Origin of the sequence: Terrisporobacter muris (genome assembly GCF_024621905.1) — a bacterium.
GTDB lineage: Bacteria > Bacillota > Clostridia > Peptostreptococcales > Peptostreptococcaceae > Terrisporobacter > Terrisporobacter muris.
In genome coordinates this window covers 1-4363 of record NZ_JANKBY010000307.1, presented here as the reverse complement: position 1 = coordinate 4363, position 4363 = coordinate 1, and the positions used below count along the sequence as shown (strand labels likewise).

Sequence of the window (4363 nt, the reverse complement as noted above, 5' to 3'; positions counted from 1 at the left end):
TAAACTTATAAATAGATTCCATTCTAATGTCCCCCAAATATTGTAATTATTTAAATTTTATCATAGTAGTTTTAATTTATATATTTACAATATATTACAATATTTTGATTATTTATTAATCACTTCGTTAAAATACATATTTGTAAACAAAAAAGATTACCTAACTTAGAAGTTTCCTTAGGCAATCTGTTCTTTTCTAAATATAATTTTTATATACTTTCCATACTATCATTATTATTGGGTTGTGTACTTTCATTGTTATCTGATTGATTTGGTAATGTCATTCCATTGCCTCTTCCTCCACCACCTTTTCCAGGTTGAGTCCTGTTATCATTACTTGATGCACCATCTTGAGTTATATTCGTTATAACCTCTGAAATTTTACTACTTCCTACTTCACTTCCTTTAGTATAGCTTCCTCCTGAATATAATCCATCTTTTTCTTCTCCGCTACAAGATCCCCCTATATAGACTTTATATGTTTCATTTGATTTTATATTTGAGGTGCATATAACTACTGATGAGTAAATTTTAGTAGGTGCAAAAGTAACCACATCATCATCTTCTTCTGACTCTACCCTTATTAAAGTATTTGCTTCTTGAGAGGTTAAGCTTATGTTTATAGTATTTAGTTTAGATGAAGAACTTGGAGTTTGAACCATTCCTAAACTTCCTGCTGCAATTAAAGTTCCTCCACTCATGTTAAACTCACCATCATAGTCTAGTGCTCCATTACCCCCATTAGTAGGACCATTTACTATAGCAGTTCCTCCTGTAATTGTAAAGTTCCCATTAGCGTCTAAACCATCTCCATCAGCATCTATAACTAAGTATCCACCATTTATTGATGCTGTTCCACTCGTTGTTGACTGCATACCATTTTGTCCTGGTCTTCCATTTGTGGATGATCCATCTGCTCCACCGGCTGCATTCAGACCATCATCGCTAGCTACCACGTGTATATTTCCATCATTTATAGTTATATCTGTGCCTTCTATGCCTTCATAAGACTTATTTATATTTAAAATTCCTCCGTTTATCTCTAACTCAGCATCTGCATGTAATCCGTCATCTCCTGAAGATATTTCTATTTCACCATTATTAATTAATAATTTATCGTTAGAGTGAATTGAGTCATCAGAAGAATCTATATTAATTTTTCCATCATCTAATTGTATTATAGAACTTGCTTTAATTGCTTTTGCACTAGTACTGTCTTCTGTATTTTCAGTAGATGTATTGTTTTGAATAGGCTCACCAGGTCTTACTGGTTGCTGACCACCCCATTGTCCCCATCCATCTTTGTTACTACTATTTGCACTACCTCCACCAGTTGAAATTTCTATATTTCCACCTGCTATTAATAAGTTAGTTTCAGCTTGTACACCGTCTTGATCTGCTGTAATTTTTATTGTTCCTCCTTCTAAGGAAACATAACCTTTGTCTTCTTCCTCTGCGTTATATGCTTGTATACCATCTCCACCAGAATCTATAGTTAACGTTCCACCTCTAACTACAACAGAGTCTTTTCCTTTGATTCCATCTCCTACGGATTTAACACTTATTTTCCCACTTTCTATCATTAAATCATCTTTACTGACAATACCTTTATCGTAATTAGCATTAACCTCCAATGATCCATTTCCTATAAAAGTAAGGTCTTCTTTACTAAATATTGCTGCATCCGGATTATTTTCTGATTCATCATATGATTCACTATCTGTGATTTTATTTTCACTATTTTCTCCTAGAGCAAATACTGTCTTTTTTGAACTTAATATTTGAATTGGTGAGCTATTTTTACAAGTAATATCCACACCATCTAAAAGAATATATGTCTTCTTCTCTTTATCTGTATTTACTATAATCTGTCCATCACTTAATTTTCCACTAATGCTATAAGTTCCTGCCGTATTTATAGTAATAATATTTCCATCAACTTTTATACCACTACCATCCACTGTAGTATTATTATCAATTAGTTTTATATAGGTATCTATATCCTCTATTGTTTCCACTTCTTCACTTGATTGACTTAATAATGTTGTTGCATTTTCGTTGGTCGCTGTACTAGCATTTGTTCTGCTACTTGTACTTTCTTTAGATGTATTATCACTTTTATTTGAACATGCCGTCATACTTACACATAATGAAAAGACTGATAATATTGATATTAATTTTTTATTCATAGGTTCCCTCCTCTATAAAAGTCTTTCTTCTTATGAAAAATAGTATCATTCTTATCTTAAAGTAATCTTAAATTGATATATAAAATCTAAATTTCCTTTAATGTAAAAAAGAAGGAGTTTAATCCTTCTTTCTTTGCTAATCATTAATACTTATATCTCCAGTTTTTACATTTGCTGTTATTTGACTTATTGGATTATCGCCATACTGTCCTAAAAAGTAGTCTGATGATTGTGATACATTACTAAATTTTAAACCTGTATCTATTTCACCAAAACTTTTGTTTCCCTCAAAATTAAAACTTAAATCTCTATTTATATATAAGTCTATATCTCCAACTTTTGACTTAATACTAAAATCACCCTTTAAATCTTCTATATCACAAGAAATATCTCCAACTTTAGATTCTATATTTCCTTTTCCACTAAATTTTAATATATCAATATCTCCTGTTTTACAATCTATAACTATCTCTTTTCCTTCTAATGAATTAAAATCAACATCTCCTACCTTACTGTCTATAGTAATTTTCTTTGAATTTATTTTTTGATTTCCATCGATGTCACCTGTTTTAATATTAATATCTAGTTTATTCAGATTTAAATCTGAATTAAAAGTTATATCACCGACTCTATTATTAATGGTTATATTTTCCTTATATGACTTTGGAATTTTCATTTCAACTTCTAAATAATATCCGTTAAATATTCCAAATATATTTCTACTTGATTTATTGTTAAAATCTCCAATATTTAAAGTCTGTGATCTAACTTCTGCATTTATATATTTTTTATTTTTCAATTTTTTGTTAGACTTTACAATTACTTTTATATTCTCTTCATCATTTTCAGTAATAACTAAATTACTAGTATTAAAATCTGTTTTTATATTTTTTATATCATCTATATCATCAAATTTTAATTCTTTTACCACTTTCATATTAGAAAGTGTAAATCCTCTAGTAAAAATATTATCTGAAAATGTACTTCCTCCCCATCCTTTTATGCCTATTGCTAATACTACAGCCAACAAAATTGCAACAATAGACCAAGCAATCATCCTAAATTTAATCCAATTCTTATCATTCATTAATCTATCTCCTTATATTCAAAATAAGCTCTTATTACTTTTTCTATAACTGCACCTATTATAAACATTACCCACGTTATATGCCATGCACCTGTTGTAAAACTTATTAATAAATATATTGCTGTAATTATTGCCCACATAGCACTTTCAATGGATTTTCTTACTCTTCTACTTTTATTAGTTGTACTTTTCCATTCTTTAAAGTCCTCTACTAAAGTATCATCTTGTTTTAAATATTGTGGCTTTGTCATATTGTTATAAATTAAAAGCCCTGTAGCACATGCTATTAATAAAAACATTACTACAATTCCTAAAGTTTCAAATCCAACTTCTCCAAAAACTATTACACTTACAGGGCATAATATATACATCATTACTGCTATTGCTGTAATTTTTGCATTTTTTTTCTTATCCCAGCTTTCCTTTGTAATTTGCACTGGATCTTTATCAAATAATTCATCAATACTTCCTATATTTGAAATTACTTTATTATACGCGTTTTCATCATCCATATTACTTTCCAATAAATCATAATATTTATCTAATAAGTTCGCTAAAAGCTCTTCCTTAAACTCCTCAGACTTTCTTGTTTTTGGAGTATTCTCAAACAAATCATTTACATATTCTTTTATTTTTCCTTCATAATTTCCAATCATGATATACTATCCTCCTTAAATTAAACTATCAATTATTTTTTTAGCTTCTTCCCAATCTAACTTATTTTGTTCATAAATTTGTCTTCCCATTTCAGTGATTGAATAATATCTTCTTCTAGCTCCTATTCCTTCATTTCCCCAATACGATGTAATTAACTCAGCTTTTTCTAATCTTCTAAATGCTGAGTATAATGTAGCTTCTTTTAATTCATAAAGATTATTTGTTTTTTCTTTTATTACTTTATTAATGGCATATCCATAACTATCACCTTTTATAAGTTCATTTAATATTATGGTGTCTGTATGTCCCCTTAGCAAATCTGATGTAATTGACAAGAATAGCATCTCCTTTTTCCTCATTTTACCATTATAGTAACTTTATATACTTCGCCTATCAAGGTATATATATAAATATAATATGTTTTTTCTTA

4 protein-coding genes are annotated in these 4363 nt (G+C 29.0%); all 4 read right to left on the bottom strand.

The annotated features are described in order from the left end of the window. Positions 1–209 precede the first annotated feature (209 nt). The 4 genes from NSA58_RS16660 to NSA58_RS16645 all read right to left on the bottom strand — a co-directional run bounded on the left by NSA58_RS16660 (position 210) and on the right by NSA58_RS16645 (position 4277). On the bottom strand, positions 210–2189 hold the full coding sequence (locus NSA58_RS16660; RefSeq protein ID WP_257560711.1) for a carbohydrate-binding domain-containing protein: 1980 nt from the start codon (positions 2187–2189) through the stop codon (positions 210–212). Positions 2190–2325: 136 nt separating this feature from the next. Next, a complete protein-coding gene (locus NSA58_RS16655) occupies positions 2326–3276 on the bottom strand; it encodes a DUF4097 family beta strand repeat-containing protein (RefSeq protein WP_074429799.1) in 951 nt (316 codons plus the stop codon). After that, the gene (locus tag NSA58_RS16650) at positions 3276–3932 is read right to left on the bottom strand and encodes a permease prefix domain 1-containing protein (protein WP_039677887.1); all 657 of its coding nucleotides are present in this window, start codon (positions 3930–3932) and stop codon (positions 3276–3278) included. Before NSA58_RS16650 ends, NSA58_RS16655 begins: the two co-directional genes overlap by 1 nt. 15 nt (positions 3933–3947) lie before the next feature. Further along, entirely contained in the window at positions 3948–4277 is a 330-nt protein-coding gene (locus NSA58_RS16645) for a PadR family transcriptional regulator (RefSeq protein ID WP_334291535.1), read from the bottom strand. Positions 4278–4363: the final 86 nt, after the last annotated feature.